Source organism: Rhodococcus sp. C1, assembly GCF_020809065.1.
GTDB classification, from domain to species: domain Bacteria; phylum Actinomycetota; class Actinomycetes; order Mycobacteriales; family Mycobacteriaceae; genus Rhodococcus_F; species Rhodococcus_F qingshengii.
Genome location: NZ_CP078080.1, coordinates 5,197,333 through 5,217,429 on the forward strand (window position 1 = coordinate 5,197,333; position 20,097 = coordinate 5,217,429).

Annotated in this window: 17 protein-coding genes; 6 read left to right on the forward strand and 11 right to left on the reverse strand. The window is 60.1% G+C overall.

The window, feature by feature from the left end:
- Positions 1-24 precede the first annotated feature (24 nt).
- Genes KTR60_RS23885 through KTR60_RS23900 form a run of 4 tightly spaced genes read right to left on the reverse strand, consistent with a single transcriptional unit; the run spans position 25 to position 4,489 of the window.
- Complete coding sequence (locus tag KTR60_RS23885; protein WP_228401311.1) at positions 25-1,122, reverse strand: alcohol dehydrogenase catalytic domain-containing protein; 1,098 nt, start codon at positions 1,120-1,122, stop codon at positions 25-27.
- Positions 1,123-1,147: 25 nt separating this feature from the next.
- The gene (locus KTR60_RS23890; RefSeq protein WP_030538054.1) at positions 1,148-2,461 is read right to left on the reverse strand and encodes a dihydrolipoamide acetyltransferase family protein; all 1,314 of its coding nucleotides are present in this window, start codon (positions 2,459-2,461) and stop codon (positions 1,148-1,150) included.
- A 25-nt stretch (positions 2,462-2,486) separates the two neighbouring features.
- Complete coding sequence (locus KTR60_RS23895; protein WP_228401312.1) at positions 2,487-3,509, reverse strand: alpha-ketoacid dehydrogenase subunit beta; 1,023 nt, start codon at positions 3,507-3,509, stop codon at positions 2,487-2,489.
- Entirely contained in the window at positions 3,506-4,489 is a 984-nt protein-coding gene (locus KTR60_RS23900) for a thiamine pyrophosphate-dependent dehydrogenase E1 component subunit alpha (RefSeq protein WP_030538053.1), read from the reverse strand. The genes KTR60_RS23895 and KTR60_RS23900 overlap by 4 nt, the downstream gene beginning before the upstream one ends.
- 235 nt (positions 4,490-4,724) lie before the next feature.
- Here KTR60_RS23900 and KTR60_RS23905 point away from each other — a divergent pair, with 235 nt between their 5' ends.
- The 4 genes from KTR60_RS23905 (at position 4,725) to KTR60_RS23920 (ending at position 10,141) form a co-directional block, all read left to right on the forward strand.
- Positions 4,725-5,360: a TetR/AcrR family transcriptional regulator gene (locus tag KTR60_RS23905; RefSeq protein WP_228232242.1), complete on the forward strand. Its 636-nt coding sequence runs from the start codon at positions 4,725-4,727 to the stop codon at positions 5,358-5,360.
- Positions 5,361-5,596: 236 nt separating this feature from the next.
- On the forward strand, positions 5,597-7,093 hold the full coding sequence (locus KTR60_RS23910; RefSeq protein ID WP_228401313.1) for an MFS transporter: 1,497 nt from the start codon (positions 5,597-5,599) through the stop codon (positions 7,091-7,093).
- A gap of 26 nt (positions 7,094-7,119) precedes the next feature.
- Complete coding sequence (lpdA, locus tag KTR60_RS23915) at positions 7,120-8,523, forward strand: dihydrolipoyl dehydrogenase (protein WP_228401314.1); 1,404 nt, start codon at positions 7,120-7,122, stop codon at positions 8,521-8,523.
- Between the two features lie 112 nt (positions 8,524-8,635).
- Positions 8,636-10,141, forward strand: a complete 1,506-nt coding sequence (locus tag KTR60_RS23920) for an MFS transporter (RefSeq protein ID WP_228401315.1) — start codon at positions 8,636-8,638, stop codon at positions 10,139-10,141.
- 5 nt (positions 10,142-10,146) lie between these two features.
- On the opposite strand, the gene KTR60_RS23925 is transcribed toward KTR60_RS23920, so the two are convergent.
- The 6 genes from KTR60_RS23925 to prpD form a co-directional block, all read right to left on the reverse strand.
- On the reverse strand, positions 10,147-10,620 hold the full coding sequence (locus KTR60_RS23925) for a MerR family transcriptional regulator (protein ID WP_228401316.1): 474 nt from the start codon (positions 10,618-10,620) through the stop codon (positions 10,147-10,149).
- Positions 10,621-10,630: 10 nt separating this feature from the next.
- Positions 10,631-11,491: an SDR family NAD(P)-dependent oxidoreductase gene (locus KTR60_RS23930; protein ID WP_228401317.1), complete on the reverse strand. Its 861-nt coding sequence runs from the start codon at positions 11,489-11,491 to the stop codon at positions 10,631-10,633.
- A 60-nt stretch (positions 11,492-11,551) separates the two neighbouring features.
- Positions 11,552-12,334 (reverse strand): enoyl-CoA hydratase, encoded by a 783-nt coding sequence (locus tag KTR60_RS23935; protein WP_228401318.1) that lies wholly within the window; start codon positions 12,332-12,334, stop codon positions 11,552-11,554.
- A 189-nt stretch (positions 12,335-12,523) separates the two neighbouring features.
- Positions 12,524-13,645 (reverse strand): bifunctional 2-methylcitrate synthase/citrate synthase, encoded by a 1,122-nt coding sequence (locus KTR60_RS23940; RefSeq protein ID WP_228401319.1) that lies wholly within the window; start codon positions 13,643-13,645, stop codon positions 12,524-12,526.
- On the reverse strand, positions 13,642-14,559 hold the full coding sequence (gene prpB, locus KTR60_RS23945) for a methylisocitrate lyase (protein ID WP_228401320.1): 918 nt from the start codon (positions 14,557-14,559) through the stop codon (positions 13,642-13,644). Before prpB ends, KTR60_RS23940 begins: the two co-directional genes overlap by 4 nt.
- Positions 14,559-16,061, reverse strand: a complete 1,503-nt coding sequence (prpD, locus tag KTR60_RS23950; RefSeq protein WP_003939787.1) for a 2-methylcitrate dehydratase PrpD — start codon at positions 16,059-16,061, stop codon at positions 14,559-14,561. The genes prpB and prpD overlap by 1 nt, the downstream gene beginning before the upstream one ends.
- Before the next feature lie 167 nt (positions 16,062-16,228).
- On the opposite strand from prpD, the gene KTR60_RS23955 reads away from it, so the two are divergent.
- Together KTR60_RS23955 and KTR60_RS23960 are read left to right on the forward strand one after the other, a co-directional pair.
- Positions 16,229-17,650 (forward strand): short-chain fatty acyl-CoA regulator family protein, encoded by a 1,422-nt coding sequence (locus KTR60_RS23955; RefSeq protein WP_003939891.1) that lies wholly within the window; start codon positions 16,229-16,231, stop codon positions 17,648-17,650.
- 67 nt (positions 17,651-17,717) lie between these two features.
- The gene (locus KTR60_RS23960) at positions 17,718-18,713 is read left to right on the forward strand and encodes an endonuclease/exonuclease/phosphatase family protein (RefSeq protein ID WP_228401321.1); all 996 of its coding nucleotides are present in this window, start codon (positions 17,718-17,720) and stop codon (positions 18,711-18,713) included.
- Between the two features lie 70 nt (positions 18,714-18,783).
- Here KTR60_RS23960 and KTR60_RS23965 read toward each other — a convergent pair whose 3' ends face one another.
- Positions 18,784-20,022: an HNH endonuclease signature motif containing protein gene (locus KTR60_RS23965; RefSeq protein ID WP_228401322.1), complete on the reverse strand. Its 1,239-nt coding sequence runs from the start codon at positions 20,020-20,022 to the stop codon at positions 18,784-18,786.
- Between the last annotated feature and the right edge of the window lie 75 nt (positions 20,023-20,097).

The following is a 20,097-nucleotide window of genomic DNA, read 5'->3' on the forward strand; positions in this document are numbered from 1 at the left end:
ACAACGTCCTCATCCCATAGTCCGTTACTCGACGCCACAACGCACCACACCCGCACCGGCGGGCAGGTCGGGCCGAACCAAAACCTTCACGTGCTCTATCTCGTCACCCGCGGCCGGGCGCAGCGCAGAGAACACCTCACTCACCGCATCCAGCCCGGCAAAGCCCGTGACCATCACTCCCGGATCGAAACGACGCTCCACGATATGTTCGAAAGTTCGGGAAAACGCTTGGTACGTATGTTCTCCACGCCCCGGACCACCCACGAATTCCAAACTCACATTCTTGAGAATCCCGATTACGGGTCGAATCGACTCGTGCTCCATTGCCGATCCGACAATCACAATGCGTGTGAACGGTGGAACGACAGACATCAAGGAACCCAGTAGATTCCGCGCTCCGGATGCTTCGAAGACAAATACTTCGGTATCTGCCGGAATCATTCCTGCAAGTGTGCTCAGTGGATCCGAGTGCCTCGGATCGACTGCCACATCGGCCCCGTACGCCAAAGCCACAGTTCGTCGAAGTTCCGAAGGGTCGGATACGACGATGGGGTGAACGCCACGTTGCGCCAATTCGATGACTGCGCCGAGTCCCACAGGCCCGCAACCGGTCACCACTGCGGCGGCGCCGGCAACGATTCGTGAACGCAGCACGGCGTTAACACCAGTAGCGAGAGGTTCGGTCACTGCAGCGGTAACCGGATCCACGTCCGGAGGGATGTGCAGGTGCCCTCCAGCCTGGATAACAACCCTTTCAGCCAGCCCTCCCGGCTTCGAATTGCAGTATCCGACTGTATGAGTCAATCCATCGTCGTCAACGACCCACGGCAGAACCACCAGACGGTCACCGACTGCGTAGTCGACCACTCCGGTTCCCAACTCGGTCACCGTTGCAGTGAACTCGTGTCCGAATACAACATCGTGCGCCGGATCGAACAGCGCTCCCGGCACGTCCGCCTCACGATGCGCAGCCAGGAAATCATCGGTGTGCTGCCAGGCCGAAAGATCACTGCCGCAGATCCCGGTGGCTATCGGCTCCACCAGAAGCTGATTCGGTCCCGGTGACGGCTCCGGAATGTCGGCAAGTATGACGTCTCCACCTCGAAGCACTGCTGCCCTCATCTGATGTCCTCACGTCGAGAAGTGCCTACGATTTTGTCGGCCATTGTTCGAGATACTTCTGTACGGACATCAGCGTGCGCAAGGCTTCGGCGCCGTCGAATGCCCTGTGGTCGAAGGTCAATCCGAGTCGTGCAATGGGCCTGATGGTGAGGAGCTCGGATTCACCGTCGACGCTCTTTCGCGCGACGGGGGTACGCACGATGGCTGGGAGACCGATCGAGGCAACTTGCGGACGAGTCAGGATCGGAGTCGAGACCACGCCGCCGACACTTCCCGAGTTGCTGATCGTAATTGTTCCGCCCGAAAGATCCTCCGGCTGCGCGGAACCCGAGAGTATCGCACTACTGGTCGCGACTATTGCGTCCGACAGTGCCTCCAGTTCGAGATTCTGCGCATCACGTATGACGGGGACGATCAGTCCGTCCGGAGTGTCCACGGCAATTCCCAGGTTGACAGTGTTCCATCGCACGAGGTGCTTGTCCGTGAACGTGGCATTGGCATCCGGGTGGTCTGCGAGCGCCCGGCACAGTGCGTGACCGACAAAGGGAAGGAAACTGAGTTTCCCTTCACCTCGAGCTGATCTCTCACGGTTGATCTTCGCTCGGGCTACTGAGACCGCAGTGAAATCGACATCAACCTGCGCCGTCAATTGAGGAGCCGTATTCCACGATTCTGTCAGATTCTTGGCGATTGCCCTACGCAGGCGAGTGTGTTCGATAGCCGTGTAGGTCACCGCCTCGTATCCGGCGGGAATCGCCACGGTGTCAGCATCTTCCGGTACTCGATCCCTGGCTCCCGGCAAGAATTCGCTCTTGCTCTCCAGCGACATATCAGTCGAGCCCGAATCGAGGCGGAGGCGTCGACTTCCTTCGGGCGGACGATTGACCGGAGAGAACCACGACGCAGCCAACACCAGTGAATCGTTGGGTGGGCGAGAACCCTCGGCGGCGACTGTCGGGGCCGCGCTCTCGAGAGCCCGATCCGGCGAAATCGGGAACGGACCCGCGATCGGACCCGATGTCGGCGCCGCCGGCGCGACATCTTCACCGACTGCATCTTCACCGGCAATGGCTTGCGCGACGGCTACCGGGTCGGCGTCGAGTGAGGCAAATCGAGCAATGACGTCACCGACAGGAACCTCCTGATCCACTGCGGCAACGTAGCTGATGAGGATTCCCGAAGTTGGCGAGTCGACTTCGGTGTCGACCTTGTCAGTCGACACCTCACAAAGCGGATCGCCCTCGGCGACCCTGTCCCCAGGCTTGAGCAGCCATTCGGTGAGCAACGCGAATTCCACCGACCCCATGTGGGGCATGTGGACGTCGAATAGTGTGAGCATGGTGAATGTCCTCGTAGTCGAGTAATTAGTCGCGAACCAGGTGACGGGCCGTCTCGATGATGTCGGAAACATTTGGGAAGCAATGATCTTCGAGGAACCGACTCGCCGGAATCGGCGCATCCACAGAACCGAGACGCGCGATCGGAGCGTGGAGCCAGTAGAAGCAACGCTCCTGGATGAGCGCAGCGATCTCGGCGCCAGGACCAGCGGTTCTCGGCGCCTCGTGAACGATCATCGCCCGCCCGGTCCGCATCACCGACGCGATGATCGTGTCGTGGTCCAGCGGAACCAGCGTCTGCAGGTCGACGACCTCGAGTTCGATACCCTCCGCAGCCAGCACGAGTGCTGCTTCGAGCGAGCGAGGCACCATACATCCATAGCTGATGACGGTTACTGTGTCGCCGCGCCGTGGAATCGATGCTTTACCCAAGGGCATTACGTACTCGGGATCGGTGAATACCTCACCCCGTTTGAAGTTGAGCTGCTTGCTCGGGTAGTACAGAACAGGATTTGGGTCCCGGATTGCGGCCTTGAGTAGGGCTTTCGCGTTGGCAGGATTGGACGGGACAACTGCTTTGAGTCCCGGAAAATGCATCGGTAGCATCTCCATCGAACCCGAATGTTCTGGTCCTGCACCACCGCTCGGCCCGATCGGCATGATGATCACAGCGGGAAGTTCGAATTGACCACCGTGCATATGGCGCCACTTACCCAGTTTCTGAAAGATCTCGTCCCCGGCGATCAAACTGAAGTCTGCAAACCCCAACTGAACGATCGGACGCATTCCGGTCATGGCGGCACCGGCAGCTGCACCCACCATGAATGCTTCGGTGATTCCGGTGTTTCGGATCCTGTCCAGGCCGAATTCCTCTACCAGGCCTCGGGTTCCGCCGAAGAACCCGCCTGAGGCAATGTCCTGCCCCATGAGAAACACCGAGGGGTCACGGCGCATCTCTTCGGCAATCGCCGCACCCTGTGCGGCCTCGTAGCTTTGCACCGTAGTTTCCGGAGCCGTGCGGTTGACAGACGTGTCGTCAGTGATAGTCATGCAAAAACGTCCTTCATGATAACGGAGGGGTCAGGCAAAGGAGCGGCTTCTGCCTCGGCGAGCGCTTCGGCAACTTCCGCACGTGCTGCGGCGACGATCTGGTCGGCCAGTGAAGCATCGAGTCGAGAACGCATGATGTCCAACGGATCTCGGTACGTCGACAAGAAATCTTCCGGGCGATACTTCTGCGCGTCGCCTTCCCAGTGTCCGCCGACCCGGGTGACGACTGCCTCGATCAACGACGGCCCATGACCATCGCGCGCTCGATCGATCGCGGTCTGTGTCGCATGGTAGACAGCGACGGCGTCGTGACCGTCGACGCGAACTCCCGGAATCCCGTATGCAGACGCCCGTTCGGCGATAGTGCTTGTCGGACTTACAGACTCAAAAGAGGTGGTTACCGAGATTCCATTGTTCTCACAGAAGTAGACCAGCGGTAGTTTCCACCGCGATGCCTCGAGCAGAGTTTCATGGAAGGTGCCACGTGCCGCCGTTCCGTCGCCGAAGTCAGCCAGCGCAACTTGCCCGGTGCCTCTCATTTGCGCCGACAACGCCGCGCCTGCTGCCACCGGATACACCGATCCGAGCGTCGCCCCCTCCCCCATGATTCCGAGCGCCGGATCTGCCCAGTGAGGAACCCCGGCGCCTTTTCCGCCGGTAGAACCTGTCACTTTTCCAAGCAGGTCACCGATGATCGGCCCCATCGCCATCCCTTTGGCAAGCGGCCATGTGGCTCCTCTTCCCTGATAGAACAGATAGTCGTCGTCTCGCATGGCTGCCACCGCTCCAGCGACAGCACCTTCCTGCCCTTTGCCCGGATGCCAAAATCCGGCAAATCCGTGGTCCCGGATGTGAATCTGCACCGCGTCCTCGATCGCACGCGCACGGGCCATGACGGTGAAAATGTCGATCGCCAACCGTGGGTCGAGTGACTCCGGTTCCACTACTTCGGTCAGCTGTTCGCTTGTGTGCGTGGCCATTCCGATCTCCTTCTGACAGTCCGACATGCAAGTACGAGGGTCGCGCCTTTGACAACCCGGCATCGATTGCCATTCGTGTGGCTGCTGTCACATCACCATATGTGGATCAAGTGATTCAATCAAGTGCATTCTCTAAATCGACTGAGATCTACTCAGACATCACCGGGTCAGCAGGCCGGAAATCAGGCCGCGACATCGCGATATGATGGGGTCAACAAACCGAAAGGTTGCGGAAATGCCACGATCCAGTCCACGCGACGGCGCAGCAACTCGCCGTGCTCTGATCGACTCAGCGGCAAAGCTGTTCGCAGCAGAGGGAGTCGAGGCCGTCTCGATTCGAGCGATCAATGCCGAAGCCGGATTGGGAGCAGCGTCCGCGCACTATCATTTCGGATCCAAGGACGCGATCCTCGACGCCGTCCTCCTCGACTCCGGCGCCGAAGTACTCGCACACATTCATCGCCTGGCCAAGAACATGGTCGATTCCGACACCGTTCCGACAGCGAGGCAGATCGTCGATCTCCTGGCACTGCCGTATCGCCAGTTCCTCGATCAGGAACCTGACAAAGGTGTTCGGTGGCTGACTATTTGTGGACAACTCAGCCTCGCCAACGATCCTCGGCTATTCCCCGTCAAGGACGACACAGCAGAGTTGCTGCGCAAACTACTCGAACGCGCCTACCCCGCAGCCGACGACACCGCGATCGAACTGAACTGGTCACTCACCGTGAACACGCTGATCGTGATGGCGGCACGATGGTCGGACGCAAGCATCGAGGGATCTCGCGCGCTGTCCAACGGTCGATTCGACACACTGGCGGATTTTGTCGCAGGCGGACTCGAGTCACTCATGGATCCAACCCGGACCTAGCTTTGCGGATGGATCTTCCCAGGTAGGGTTGCGGATCCACCATCCACAGAACGCGCCGTCTCCGTGCGCGCTTTTGCAATTTTCTCGGGAAAAATTTAGTGGATCACTTGACAGAATCAATCGATCCATTTTACTGTGCCTCACATCACAAAATGCTTCAGTGGGTCTGCACACTCGCCGCGCCGACTGTCCCGCTCACTGCCCCGTCTTCCCGTCAGAAAGATGCAGGAGCCACGATGACCGCTCCATCCACGGATAATCCTTCCTCGACTCCATCGGAATCTTCCTCCGCAAACCCCACTCTCGCGATAGAAGGCGTGGGAAATCGATCAACCGCCGGCTGGGTCGGAATCCTCCTGATCCTCTGCCTTCTGTCCGAAGAAGTCGCATACGCGTTCAATCTGGTGACGCCCGCACTCCCCAGCATGGCTGGTTCATTCGAGACCTCGAACATCGCTTGGGTGTCAACACTGTTCACACTCTCCGGCGCTATCAGCGCACCGTTGATCGGCAAGCTCGCAGATCGAGACGGTAAGAAGAAATGGCTTCTGATCGCAACCGCCTGCATGGCAACAGGCTCGCTGATCGTCGCAATCGCGCCGACCTTCTCCGTAGTACTAGTCGGTCGTACCGTCGAAGGACTCGGTCTTGCAATCGTGCCGATAACCTACTCGCTGATGCGCGACATCTTCCCGAAGCGGATGCTGGCGATGGCGGTCAGCATGACAACCGCTGGAATTGGTGTCACCACGATCACCGGTCCTGTCATTGCCGGAGTTTTGATCGACAATTTCGGATTCCGCGGAGTGTTCTTCGCATTGGCACTCTTCCCTGTGCTCTTGGGTGCCTTGGTCATGCTCGTTGTTCCCGAGTCCCCGATCCGAGTGAAAACGTCCATCGACTGGGTTGGTGGGATCATGCTCGGGCTCTCGATCGCACTCCTCCTGTACTGCATCGGCGAAGGCGGAACGTGGGGTTGGACGTCGTGGAAGACACTTCTCTGCGCCATCGCCGCGGTGGCAATTTTCATCGGATGGGCTCGATACGAAAAGCGAATCGAGAACCCACTGATCGACATTGTGGTGCTGCGTGGTCGCGCTGTCGTGACGACACTGGTCGCGCAATTTACCGGCCAGGCCGTCATCGTTCTCCAATTCGTCTTGTTGTCCTTCATCGTTCAGACACCCATCGCCCTCGGCGTTACCTACGGGTTGGGGGAAAGCGCAAGCTACATGGCGCGGTTGACCACACCGGCCGGCGTGGCCACCGTCGCAATGGGGTTGCTTGTCGGCATAATCGCAGAACGTCGGGGCGCACGCCTGCCGAACTGGATCGGCTTCGCCTTGATGGCGATCGGCTCCGCATCACTCGCCCTCTCCCACAAGGAATTCTGGCCGATACTGTTGGGATACTTGGTATATGCATTCGGGGCCGGTCTGATCAGTGCGGCAATACCCAACCTGGTGATCGCCGCCGCGCCGGTTCGACTGCAGGCCGTCACAGCCTCGACGGTCAATGTGGTGGGATCCGTCGGCAGTGCTGTTGCTGTACAGATTGGTTTTGCCATCCTCGCCCTGAACATTGCAACGGTTGCCGACGGAACGCCTATTTACGCTGGAATTGGCTACACAACAGTCTATTTCGTTGCAGCAGGTCTGGCGATAGTCGGACTCGCCGCGACTCTCCTCATGCCGCACGGCCGAAAGCCCCAGTCTGTGGAAGCACTGACCTGATCTGAATCGACTATCTGAGAATTATCGTGACCTCACACTATGACGTCGTTGTCCTCGGAGCCGGCCCCGGTGGGTACGTCGCTGCTATCCGCGCGGCACAACTGGGCCTGAGCACCGCCATCATCGAGCAGAAGTACTGGGGCGGTGTATGCCTGAATGTCGGCTGCATTCCGTCCAAGGCGCTTCTCCGTAACGCCGAACTCGCGCACATCTTCACGAAAGAAGCGAAGACGTTCGGCATGTCCGGAGACGTGTCCTTCGATTTCGGCTCCGCTTTCGATCGCAGCCGCAAGGTCGCGGACGGGCGAGTCAAGGGCATTCACTTCTTGATGAAGAAGAACATGATCCCGGAGTACGACGGCAAGGGCACGTTCGTCGACGCCAACACCATCAGCGTGGAGTTGAGCAAGGGTGGCACCGAGACGATCACGTTCGACAACGCGATCATCGCGACGGGTTCGTACACCAAGCTGCTGCCCGGCACCTCGCTGAGCGAGAACGTCGTGACCTACGAAGAGCAGATCCTCACCCGTGACCTTCCGGGTTCGATCCTGATCGTCGGTGCCGGCGCGATCGGCATGGAGTTCGGTTACGTCCTCAAGAACTACGGCGTCGACGTCACGATCGTCGAGTTCCTCGATCGGGCACTGCCCAACGAGGACGCCGACGTCTCGAAGGAAATCGCCAAGCAGTACAAGAAGCTCGGCGTCACCATCAAGACCGGTGCCGCTGTGCAGTCCATCAGCGACGACGGCAGCAAGGTCACCGTCTCGATCAAGGACAACAAGTCCGGCGAGATCGAGACCGTGGTCGTCGACAAGGTTCTGCAGTCCGTCGGCTTCGCACCGCGCGTGGAGGGCTTCGGTCTCGAGAACACCGGTGTCGCGTTGACCGATCGCGGCGCCATCGCGATCGACGACTACATGCGCACCAACGTCCCGCACATCTTCGCCATCGGTGACGTCACCGCCAAGCTGCAGCTCGCGCACGTCGCGGAAGCTCAGGCTGTCGTCGCTGCCGAGACCATCGGCGGCGCGGAGACGCAGACACTCGGTGACTACCGGATGATGCCGCGTGCGACGTTCTGCCAGCCGCAGGTCGCCTCGTTCGGTTTGACCGAGGAGCAGGCCAAGGCCGAGGGCTACGACGTCAAGGTCGCGAATTTCCCGTTCGCTGCCAACGGCAAGGCACACGGTCTCGGTGACCCGACCGGTTTCGTCAAGCTGATCGGCGACAAGAAGTACGGCGAACTGCTCGGCGGGCACCTCATCGGACCGGACGTTTCGGAACTGCTGCCCGAGCTGACCTTGGCCCAGAAGTGGGACCTCACGGTCAACGAGTTGGCACGCAACGTCCACACCCACCCCACACTCAGTGAGGCACTGCAGGAAGCGATCCACGGCCTCGCCGGCCACATGATCAACCTCTGAAGAACTCCGATCGATCAGAAAGTAGTAGACCTCAGTGACATCTACTGGCAGTACTGAAATCCACGCACTCCCAGTCACCGATCCACCTCGAGACTCCAATCCCTGGGTCGCCATGACTGCGATCGCACTCGGCGTTCTCATCGTTTCGCTCGACGGCACGATAACGGCAGTGGCCAATCCGGTTCTTGTCGTCGATCTAGGCGCGAGTCTCTCTGGTTTGCAATGGATTACCAACATCTATCTGCTCGCGATGGCGGCAACGCTTGTTCTCGCGGGAAGGTTGGGCGATCGCTTCGGACGACGATCTGTATTCCTTTCAGGGATCGTCGGTTTCGGGCTGGCATCAGCGGGAATTGCCCTGGCGCACAGTGTAGAAATGGTGATCTTCTCGAGACTCGGCCAGGGAATTTTCGGCGCACTGATCGTCACCAACGCTCTGGCGTTGCTTCGGTCCCTCTTCTCCGAGGCAACACTTCCGAAGGCGCTTGCGGTCTTCGCATCGCTGATCGGCGCTTCATCCGCCGCCGGCCCCCTGATCGGCGGATTGCTGATCGAGCACACCAGCTGGCGATGGGCCTTCTTGATCAACGTCCCCGTTGCGGCGATTTCCCTCGCTACAGGATTGTTTCTGCTCCCCAAGGGCCGGGTCGAACGGACTGTAAAGTTCGACGTCCTGGGTTCGATCTTGCTGACGAGTTCACTCCTCGCCATAACCTATGGACTTATAAAAGCCCCCGAAAGTGGTTGGACTGATTGGCATGTCATCGGGTGGCTGGTCGGTGGAACCGTCACTGGTTTGGCCTTCGTAGAAGCGGAGCGACGCGCATCGGATCCTTTGGTGCCGCTTCGGCTATTCGCTGACCGGTCAATCACACTCGGAGTCATCCTGACAATCATCTCCTTCTTTGCGCTTGTCGGCTCACTGTTCTTCATTCTCTTGTTCTTGCAACAGATCAACGGTGACTCCCCCATGGCCGCTGGACTCCACATCCTCCCGATGAGTATCGCGAATGTAATCGCTTCGAGCAGTTGCGGTTGGATCATCAAACGGTACGGCGCACGTCCGCCCTTGTTTATGGGAATGTTGCTCAGCGCAGTGGGATTCCTACTGTTCACCACCATCGAACCACACGGAAGCTACCTTTCTCTGGCCATTCCGTTTGTGGTACTGGGCCTGGGAATCGGGTTTGTGATGACTGCGTCAGTCCAAGCGATCCTAGGGAATGCGAACGTCGCAGACGCCGGACCTGCCGCGGGCGTCCATCAGACCTCACTTCAAGTTGGCGGTATCCTCGGAACTTCAGTGCTCGGAGCCGTGATGGCGGCGGCATCCGCAGCAAAGTTCCACGAAACACTACTGGGCAACGTCATTCCCGACTTCATAGTCGATCGAGTCTCGGAAGATGCGGTTCGCGCCGTCGCCCAGGGCACCACACCAGTCGTGACAGAAATTGACCCGGCTCTTTCCCTCACACTGCGATCAGCGACAGAGACTGCATTCATGTATGGGCTGCAGACGACGATGTGGGTGGGCGCCATCGTCTCCCTGATTGGCGCGTTCGTCTCGATCGGAATCAGAAGAGGGCGAGTCACGAAAACAGCCACTCACATCCACTGAACCGATCACTCCTGCTCTCCGGTCCGCCCGCCGTACGTCGCAATCTTGTACTCCGTCGCAGCCAAAGACAACGTGAGCTCCTTGATCTGCCGACGAACGGTGTCCCGGTGTTCGAGCAGCATGTCGAGCCTCTCCGGAACTGTCCCTTCACCGGCGTCGACCAGTTCGACGTAGTGCTGCAGGTCGCGAATCGCCATACCCGAGATGCGCATGCGGGTCAGAAACACCAGCCTGCGAACCGATTCCGGACCGTACACACGATGTCCGCTCGAGTCACGATCGACCTCGACCAGACCGATCTTCTCGTAGTAGCGCAGCGTATGTGCCGAGACATCCAGCAGGTCCGAGACTTCGGCGATCGACATCGGCTCCTGAACGTCTCCTGCATCGACGAGTCGGTGAATCACCTCGATCGACATGGGCCCGTTCACTTCCCCAAGTGCCTCGAGTGCCTTACGCATCAAGTCTTCGGTAGCCATGCTTCTCAGCCTAGAACGGACGGACGGGTCCGGCAGCATCCGCGAAATCGGCGCTGCGAGCCAGGTCGGCCCAGACGCATACCTCGGCGAGATTCTTCCGATACGACGCGGAGACACGCTCCACGGCTTCCTTTCCGAGTGGCAGACGAAATGGCACATTCTCGCTGTGCACAAGCGAGGTGATGATCTCTGCTGCTCTCTCCGGATCACCCTCCTGAACACCGTCTGCGGCCGCCATGTCCCGCAGAACGGGATCCAGCAAATCACGGTATTCCGATGATGATTCGGCGAAGCTCAGAACGCCAGGCGTGTTGAATGCTGTACGGAATCGGCTGGGCTCGACGATCATCACCCGAACGCCGAACTGCGCGACCTCACCGGCGAGAGCCTCCGACCAACCCTCGAGAGCGAACTTCGACGCCGAGTACGCCCCGACGCCGGGAAACGACATACGGCCGCCTTGACTGCTCATCTGCACGATCGTCCCGCTGCCCTGCACTCGCATCGACGGGAGGACGGCGCGCACCAACGCGGCGGGTCCGATCAGGTGCAGTTCCATGAGATCCCGCAAGGTCGAATCCTCCACCATCTCCGCCGCGCCGACCATCCCACGACCGGCATTGTTGACCAGCACGTCGATACGACCGAAACGCTCGAGCGCATATTCGACGACGCCCGGAGCCGCTGCGGTATCTCTGACGTCGAACGTCACCGCCGAGAACCGATCCGGATTCGCCGACGCAATATCTGCAACGGACTCGGGACGACGAACTGCAGCGACTACCGCGTCCCCCGATCGAAGTGCAGACAGTGCGAGTTCACGGCCGAAACCCTGAGAAACTCCAGTGATGATCCAGGTCTTTGTTGTCATGGTCGGCAACGCTAGGGGTTAGAGCGCGCTCCAACGCAAGCCTGTGGTTCTACCGCCGAACTACACGCCGGCCCACACCGGTCGTTCCCCGCGAAGGAAACCGTCGACGCCGGCTTTGAAGTCGTCACTGCTGTAGATCATGCTCATCAGATCATCGTTGTCGGCAATCACTCGGGTTCTGATGCGTCGCAGGGACTCCCGAATAGTCCAGACGGTCATCGGGGCGGCGGCAAGTAGATCGCGAGATACCTGGGCAGTCAGGGTCGCGAACTCGGACTCTGTTGCACAGTCGCTGAGGAAGCCGCTCCGCAGAGCCTGGCCACTCGACATCACCCCAGCCCGAGCGATCAACGACATCAGACGCGAACTGCCGATCCTGTCCGCCAGCAACGCCACGGAATGGATCGACAACGAGTTTCCGAGTGTGCGCGCGATCGGTAGGCAGAAGCGTGACCCCTGCGTCGCGATCCGCACATCGCACGCTGCCGACAGCAACAGCCCTGCTCCCGCGCACACACCGTCGATGACCGCGAGGGTGGGAACCCTCACTTTCTCGAGTTCGGTCAGTACGCCGACGAACCGGCTTTCGTAGTCGAGCCCGTCCTGAAAGCTCGAGAAGGTTTGAAAGTGGCCAATGTCGGAGCCCGCCGAGAACGCCTCTCCCCCAGCACCTCGGAGAGTGAGTAACCGAATCTCGCGGTCGGAGTCGGCGCGCCGGCAGGCTCCGGCAATGGCGTCGTACATCTGCGGGGTCAATGCGTTGCGCTTTTCCGGCCGGTTGAACACGACGTCGAGGGTCTCGCCACGACGGATGATCAAGATTTCTTCGTGCGTTTCAGTCATGACACTCACGTTATTTCCGGTAGAGAAGAGTCGAAACACATTGCACTTGAATATCTTTGCGAATTCTCGATGCAAAGTTGCAGATAGTGCGAACGGAGAAGCGTCGACGAGGCCAGGAGACGGTGATGCCAGAACCGAACCTCGCCGACGCAGTATCAAAGGGGCGTCATGCCACGACAGCAAAAAGTGTCATGCCACGACAGTGCGCTGCGGCACGCCCGAATACTGGCTCAGCGGCCTGATCAGTGCATTCGACTGCCCCTGCTCGATGATGTGCGCCGTCCATCCGGTGATGCGGCTCATCACGAAGATCGGCGTGAACATCTCGACGTCGAAGCCCATGAGAAAATATGCAGGGCCCGTGGGGAAATCGAGATTCGGCTTGATTCCGGTGGCACTGACCATTGTCTTCTCGAGGATCTCGTACATCTGCACCCACTTCTCGCCGTCGGTCGCTGCCGCGAGGTCGAGGAGGGCCTGCTTCATGGTCGGAACACGCGAATCACCGTTCTTGTAGACGCGGTGCCCGAAGCCCATGACCTTCTCCTTGACAGCCAACTTCTCCGACATCCAGGCTTCGGCGCGGTCGGGGTCGTCGATCTCGAGCATGTCGTGCATGACAGCTTCGTTTGCACCGCCGTGCAACGGGCCCTTGAGTGTGCCGATAGCAGCGGTCACTGCGCTGTAGATGTCCGAAAGTGTGGACGTCACAACACGAGCGGCGAACGTCGAGGCGTTGAAGGAGTGCTCCGCGTACAGGATCAGCGAGACCTCGAAGGCCTTCACGATCGCCGGCTCCGGAACAGCACCGAAGCACATGTTCAAGAAGTTTTCGGCGAAACCCAGGTCCGACTGCGGCGCGATGGGATCCTGACCGCGCCGGCGGCGGAAATCGGCTGCGACGATGGTCGGCAGCACAGCTGTCATCCGCAGCGCCTTGGCCAGATTGGCCTTCTCCGAGTTGTCGTCCTCCGCCGGATCCTCGGCGCCGAGGTAGCTGATCGCCGTGCGGACAACATCCATGGGGTGGCAGTTGTCCGGCATCTTGGTCAGAAGCGAGAGCAGTGAGCGGTCGGCACGACGGGCCGCACGCTCACGCAGGCAGAGTAATTCGAGCTGCTCGGGAGTCGGCAGTTCGCCGTACCAGAGCAGGTGCGCAACTTCTTCGAAGCTGCAGTTCGCGGCAAGGTCCTGCACTGCGTAACCGCGATACGTCAACGAATTCGTCTCGGGCACTACCTTGGAGATAGCCGTCGTATCGACGACAACTCCGGCCAAGCCCTTGTAGATCGTCGGAATCTGTTCGGTCATGTCCTACTCCCCTCCAAGCTGAAATTGAAAATGCCACTGTCGAATTCGTTGTAGCGCTCGTACTCGAGAATCTCGTACAACCTGCTGCGATGCTGCATTTCGCCGAGCAGTCCTTCTTGCGTGCCCTCCGCAAAAATCTCGCGCAGACCCTTTTCGATAGCGAACATCGCCAGCCGAAGGGTGGTCACGGGGTAGATGACGGCGTTGAAACCGATCTCTTCCAACGTCTTCGCCGAAATGAGATTCGACTTCCCGAACTCGGTCATGTTGGCGAGGAGCGGAGTGTCGACCGCTGCGCGGAACTTCTCGAAGTCTGCTTCGGCGGCAAGGGCTTCGGTGAAGATCAGATCGGCACCGGCATCCGCGTAGGCCTTTGCTCGCTCGATCGCCGCGTCGATACCGTCGATACCGGCAGCATCGGTGCGCGCGCAGATGACGAAGTTCGGATCACGGCGCGCCGACACTGCAGCACGAACACGGCGAACCATGTCTTCGGTGGGCACAATTGCTTTGCCGTCGAGGTGCCCGCAGCGTTTGGGGTTGATCTGGTCCTCGAGGTGCAGACCGGCTATTCCGTCGTCCTCGAAGATCGTGACCGTGCGGGCCGCGCTCATGGGTTCACCGAATCCGGTGTCGGCGTCGATGAGCGTCGGGAGGTCCGTGACGCGCGCGATCTGCTTGCTGTGGCCGACGACCTCGGTCAAGGTGGTCAGTCCGATGTCGGGAAGCGCCAATCCGGCGGAGTACGCACCACCTGAAACGTAGACACCTTCGAATCCGATTTCCTCAATGAGCTTGGCTGTCAGCGGATTGATGGCACCTGGCAAGCGCTGAATCTTTCCGGACGTCAGCCCCGCCCGGAAGGCAATCCGCTTGTCGGCTGCAGACGTCGCTGCTGCGATGAGGCCCGACATCAGAAAAGTCCCTTGGCGACCTTGGGAGCCCGAGCGAGAACGTCTTCGGAAACGGTGAAGGTCAGCTGATCGAGTTCGCCTGCCTTCAATTCGGCGGTGCGCTGAGCCGCATCGAGGAAGCGGTCCTGTTCGCTCGGCTCGATGACGCCCTCGGCGAGGGTGCGGAATTTCGCGACGTACTGATCGCGAGCGAACGGACGTGCGCCGAGCGGGTGCGCATCGGCCACCGCAAGCTCGTCGACGATGACTTCGCCGCTCTTCAAGGTGATCTCGGCGCGAGCACCGAAAGCCTTCTCGTCCGGATCCGTCGAGTGGTAACGGCGTGTCCATTCGGGATCTTCGCGCGTGGAGATCTTGTTCCACAGCTCGATCGTGTCCGCGCGCTGTGCACGCTCGGACGCGTAGGAATGTTCGTGGTGCCACGTACCGTCCTGTAGCGCAACGGCAAAGATGTACATCACCGAGTGGTCGAGGGTTTCACGCGAGGCGGTCGGGTCGAACTTCTGCGGATCGCCGGAACCGGTGCCGATGACGACGTGGGTGTGGTGACTGGTATGCAGGACGATCGACGCGATCTGGTCGAGATCACCGACACGAGAACGCATTCGGCGAGCGAGGTCGATCGGCGCCTGGCTCTGGTACTCCGCGGAGTGTTCTTTGGTGTACGAGTCGAGGATGGCGCGCTTCGCCTCACCCGAACCGGGCAGCGGAACGTGGTACTCCTTGTCCGGGCCACCGAGTAGCCAGGCGATGACGCCGTCTTCGCCTTCCCAGATCGGTGACGGTGCGCCCTCACCGCGCATCGCACGGTCGACCGCCTCTACGGCAACCTTGCCTGCCAGCGCAGGCGCGTACGCCTTCCAACTGGAGATCTCGCCCTTGCGGGACTGACGTGTCGCTGTCGTGAGGTGCAGTGCCTGGCCGATTGCCTGGTAGACCGTCTCGGTGCCCAGGCCCAGCAAAGTTCCGATACCTGCCGCAGCCGAGGGGCCGAGGTGTGCGACGTGGTCGATCTTGTGCTCGTGCAGGCAGATAGCCCGAACCAGGTCGATCTGGATCTCGTAGCCGGTCGCCAGACCACGAATCAGGTCTCGACCGTCACGGCCGGTGTGCTGAGCGACGGCGAGGATCGGCGGGATGTTGTCTCCGGGGTGCGAGTACTCGGCGGCGAGGAACGTGTCGTGGAAATCGAGTTCACGAACCGCGACACCGTTGGCCCAGGCGGCCCATTCAGGAGAGAACGTACCGGGGATACCGAACACGGTGGAGCCCGGCGTATACGGATGCGACTGTGCTTGCGCCCGCGCATTCACCACGGGACGGCGCACCAGGGAAGCTGCGGCAACTGCCGCGTTGTCGATGATCCGGTTGACGATCATGTCGGATGTGGCGTCGGTGACGTCGACGGAATCCGTCGCAACTTCCGCGATCTTCCACGCGAGGTGGTCTTCCTTGGGGAACTCTTCGGCAGAGCGGTGAGTGCGTACGAGATGCGTCTTCATCGGTCCTCTTCTCACGTTCTTCGGTATCTATTTGCACGCTACGCAGCTCATTCACCTCGGGATAGGCCCTCGCAATTGCCTATTTGTGCAATGACAATGCTGCAATGTTGCGAATGTTGCGAATAGCTTCTCGGTAGGGTGAACGCGATCGGCACCGAGGAGATTCGATGAAGAAGATGTACGCGGGAGCGCGGCTGCGACGGCTGCGGGAGGAACGAAACCTGTCACAGTCCGCACTGGCGAAGGCACTCGAACTCTCCCCCAGCTATGTCAATCAACTGGAGAACGATCAACGACCGCTGACGGTGCCCGTCCTTCTCAAGCTCAACGCCGAGTTCGATCTCGACGTGCAATTCTTCGCCTCCGATTCCGACGCACGCCTGGTTGCGGACGTTCATCACGCCTTGGCCGAAACTTCGGAATCTGGAGACGTATCTCTGGCCGAGGTGGACGAATTGGTGGCCCGCATGCCGGCGGTCGGACGCACCCTCGTGATGTTGCACCGCCGCCTTCACGCCGCGACAGAGCAGTTGGACCAGTTCTCGACGCAGTTGTCCGGCGAACCAGCGTCCGATGTGTCACTCGTACCGATGCCCTACGAGGAAGTTCGGGACTTCTTCTACGACCGAAAGAATCACATCGCCGTTCTGGACGACGCTGCCGAGCAGATGTTTCTGGACAACGGATTGTCCGTGGGCGCAGTGGATTTGCAACTGGCACGACTACTTCGCGATCAGCACGGCGTCACCGTGACGATCCGTACCGACGAACCCGACAAGCTCGGGCCCAAGCGTTACTACGATCCGAACAAGTCGGTCCTCACACTCGCCCGTCGTCTGTCGGCAGGACAACGCGCGTTCCAGATCGCAATGCAGTTGGCCTTCTTCACGCAGGCCGACGTGATCGATTCCCTTGTCGCCGAGGATGAATCATTGAGCGCCGAGTCCGCAGCGCTGGCTCGCGTCGGACTCGCACACTACTTTGCCGGCGCACTGCTACTCCCGTACACCCAATTCCTGCAATCCGCTGAGGCCTTGCGGTACGACATCGACCTGCTCAGCCTCAAGTTCGAGGTCGGCTTCGAGACAGTCTGCCACCGGTTGTCCACTCTCCAACGACACGGCCAACGCGGCATCCCTTTCTTCTTCGTCCGAACCGATCGCGCCGGAAACATCTCGAAGCGTCAGTCTGCTACCGCCTTTCACTTCTCCAGAGTCGGAGGCAGCTGCCCGCTGTGGGTCATCCACGAGGCATTCGCGAGCCCAGGTCGCATCCTCACTCAGGTCGCGAAGATGCCCGACGGCCGGACATACCTCTGGGTGGCGCGCACTACCCACAGCGGCGGACTCGGGTACCTCGCACCCGAGCGCAACTTCGCCGTCGGACTCGGTTGCGACATCGGCTACGCCGATCGCATGGTCTACTCACACGGAATTCAGACGGACGACCCCGCGACCATCGTGCCGATCGGCGCGGGGTGCAAAGTCTGTGACAGGCCAGCGTGCTCTCAACGCGCCTTCCCCCAACTCGGCCGCTCGATCTCCGTCAGTGAGAACAGCAGCAGCCACCTTCCGTATCCGCAACAATAGGGCGCAAACAATAGGGCGCACCGACTCCACCTGCAGTTTCCCGGAGCTACGACGCTCTTCTGCTTCTATGGACGTCATGCAACCCGATGCCGTGACCCCTCGTCGACTGGTTCTTCGCCGCCTTTCGGCCGTGGCCGGTGTGGCCGGCATCGTGACTGGTTTGGTTGCCTTGATCGCAACTCAGTTGGACGTCGATCACAACATCGTGATCGTTCTGGCGTCAGTGGCGCCCTTGTTGATGATTGCTCCGCTGATCGGTGCCGTCGTCTCGGGTATCGGGCGTCAGTGGATCGTGTGCGCCGCCTCGATCCTCGTCCTTGGGTTGTTCGGATGGTCTGTGAGCCCGCTGTACATCGGCGGAACTGGGGAGTCGACGTCTGCGAACGGTCCATCGATTCGAATCATGCAGGCCAACTTGATGGTCGGTGCAGCGGATCCGGAGTCGCTTGTGGCGATGGTCCGCGAACGCGAGGTCGACGTGGTGACGGTCCAGGAGTTGACGTACCAGGAAGCCGACGCGCTCGAAGCCGCCGGGCTTGACGAGGTTCTGAGCCACCAATTCCTCGTCCCCTACACCGACGGTGGTGGCGGGGCCGGAATCTACAGTCGCTTTCCACTCTCCAATCCGCGTAGCCTCGACGGATTCTCACCCGAAACGCTGTCCACAGAACTGAATGTCGGCTTGGCGCAGCCAGTCACATTGTTCGCCGTGCATCCGGCACCGGCGTACATCTCACCGGCTTCGGTGTGGGCGGACGAGCAGCGAAGGCTTGGGTCTTACATGGACAAAGTCGCCGGGCGGGACAACGTGATAGTGAGCGGCGACTTCAACGCGTCGTACTCGAACAAACAGTTCCGGAATCTTCTCACGAACGGATACACCAGCGCCGCCGACCAATTGGGTTCCGGCCTGATCCCGACCTATCCGACCGACAAGCGATATCCGGCGGTGGTCGGTATCGACCACATCATCACGAAAGGCGCCGTGGCGACATCCTTGGAACGGATCGAGATCGAGGGATCCGATCATCACGGCCTGATTGCCGACATCACGTTGTCTTGAGTAAATACTGGATTGAGCAAGCAGCGGGGCATGGTTGTGCCCCGGTGCTCACGTCTTCAGTTGTCGCGATTCACGCCGCGGTGGGCGGACTGTTCCCGCCGATGGGCCGCTGGAACGGATCAATCGACATCGGTGGATAGAACACTGTTTTTCGGTCGGGACCGATCTCCACCCGCCACTCCGTGTGGTGCAGCGTCCGGTGATGATGACCGCACAACAGAATCAGATTATCGAGATCCGTTGGGCCACCATCATTCCAGTGAACAATATGATGGGCATCGCACCACCCCGACGGCGTCCCGCACCCCGGAAACGCGCACCCACCATCACGCACCGCCAACGCCCGCCGCTGCGGCACCGTTGCTGTTCTCGCTTCCTTACCGCAGTCGAGCGGAACACCATTCTCATCCAACAAGATCCGCGTCACGGTGCAGTCGCAGGCCAGCATCCGCGCAGTATCGATGCTGATCGGGCCCACCCAATCCGCCCACGCAAACCCCAACTCCTCAGTGGACGGCAGGAGGTCTTTCAAAGCCTTGAGGTCTGTCATGTCTTTTGCGCTGGCGGTGACCGTGATGTGCGGTTTCACTCCGCCTTCGATCGGACCCAACCCCGCCCGCTCGTACCGACGCAACAACTCGCAAAACCCGTCCGCCCGCCGTAATGCCGGAGTACGGGTGTCCTTGACGCCGTCCTTCTCCGGTGTCGGAGCCGACAGGCTCGACAACAACGTGATCAGACGGGCCCCGTTCACAGCATCCAGATCACCCTTCACCGACACGCGCCCGTACAAACCTTTCGACGCGTAGAAATCGTTACGCTCCGAATCTTCCCCCACCGGAACGCCGTCCTCACGCTTGCCGTACTGCTTCTCGATCCGCCGAATCGCCGCCCGCACCGCATCACAATCAGCAATGTTCTGCGACGCCAACCCCAACAGAATCCCGCGAGCCTTGTCCACATCGGCCGGGGTCATGTTCTTGGGTGGATGCTGACAGAACGACGCCACCTGACGGGCTTTCAACGCATCCACATCGCCGCGATGGAATGCATCGCCGACAACGGGTTCGAGCATCAACAACCGCGCCAAGCCGACGAGCAGGCTGCACTCGCCGATCTCCAGATTCGTCGACCCGTGCAGCCATTGCGCGATCGCCCGAAAACCCTTCCCGCCGAGAACCTCCCGGGAAAACATCTCCACGATCAGCAACACCATCCGCGACTGCAACTCGTGTCGGGTGCGCACCAGATCCAGAACCTCACTCTTGAGGTCCTCACCATCCAGCTGCCACGCTTCCCGACTGTCCATGCTCAAAGTTTAATCGAACATACTTTCGATAACCAGAGACAAACCGGACAACTTCAAGAAGACCTACACTCGAGA